This is a genomic window from uncultured Mucilaginibacter sp. (genome assembly GCF_937859865.1).
GTDB lineage: Bacteria > Bacteroidota > Bacteroidia > Sphingobacteriales > Sphingobacteriaceae > Mucilaginibacter_A.
Map to the genome: position 1 here is coordinate 1 of NZ_CALMAT010000017.1, position 1,222 is coordinate 1,222.

A 1,222-nucleotide genomic window follows, 5' to 3' on the forward strand; every position below is an offset into this window, starting at 1 on the left:
AGCCAAAAATTAAAACTGTACCTATTTCTCAATTTTTAGGTGGTAAAAGAAGCATAACAACAGCAAGGACAAATTTTAAACCGCTTCAACGTCTTTTATAAAATCATCTACATTGTCAATACTCATGATGATTTTATCGGCAGTTACCGGTTTTCTGTAACTCCGTTCAACGCTTACAGGATGTTTAAAAGTGAGCAACACATTCACACTGTTTTTGGTGATGCCGCCTTTAAAACAATTTTTATCAGGCTGGTAATTATCATTGATCTTTTCGGCTGATGCAATATTGTTGGTGTTAACTATTGTGCGCCAACGGTATCCTACCCGCAACAATAATTTGTCTTTCATTATTAGCACCGGACTTTTTACGGTAGCGGAAAGATCGCTGATGATAAAAATCATTCCGTAAACACTTACTAAACTAACTATGATGGCGGCAACTCTGCTGTATTGAACCAGCAGTAAATGAAATGCAAAAATTTCGATCAACAAAACAAACAGTAAAACGCCAAACAAAGCCGAATAACCAGATTCTTTATAAACGGTGTAACGGCTGATCGCTTTTGGATTTTTGCCTGGCTTTTTCCAGCAAAGCAACCCAAACCTTAACACGATCAGTTCGGAAGCTAAAAGTTTTATTGCCGTGCCATTTCCCAACACGGTTGCTATACTTTGGTACAAGTTATAAGCAAAATCAGGGAAAGCAGCTTCTGATTCCCGAAACGCAGCAATTATTTTTCTGATTTTACTAATTGCGTATAAGATTACGCTAAGCTCTATCAGTTCAGAAAGCTTACGCAGTTGCAGCACATAATACTTTTGATGAACAGGCAAAGTGAGATAAGCTACGGCACAACAACAAGTAAAAACAAATACCATGCTCCACTTTCTAAGTTGTAATGGCCGAATTAGCAAAAAATAATAAGCTAAAGGAAAAGTTAGGACCATATCTGCCAATAATGCAGTTGCAACTGCATCTCTTTTCATCAGCGGTACATGCTGCAATAAAAACAGGCCGCCGAATAATATGGTCGAAGCAATTAATGCAGTAAACCATACATTTTTAGGGATTGGGGTTGAGATGGTCATGGTTGGCTGAAAATGATTTAATATAAATTAATTGCTTGTTGTAATTTTAGTATCAATAAAAGAAGCATTGTTTTAACGCATACTTCTTTTACCGCCTAAAAATCAGTATCAGCCTTTAGCGATCACAAACTTT

Annotated in this window: 1 protein-coding gene; it reads right to left on the reverse strand. The window is 36.8% G+C overall.

Features of this window, described 5'->3' with window-relative positions; all coding sequences use genetic code 11:
* Positions 1-75 precede the first annotated feature (75 nt).
* Positions 76-1,089, reverse strand: a complete 1,014-nt coding sequence (locus tag Q0192_RS02035; protein WP_299285316.1) for a hypothetical protein — start codon at positions 1,087-1,089, stop codon at positions 76-78.
* Positions 1,090-1,222: the final 133 nt, after the last annotated feature.

What these genes read in the sequence shown, in the direction of transcription:
- Q0192_RS02035 (WP_299285316.1), bottom strand. Translation starts at nt 1,089, where the DNA reads ATGACCATCTCAACCCCAATCCCTAAAAATGTATGGTTTACTGCATTA.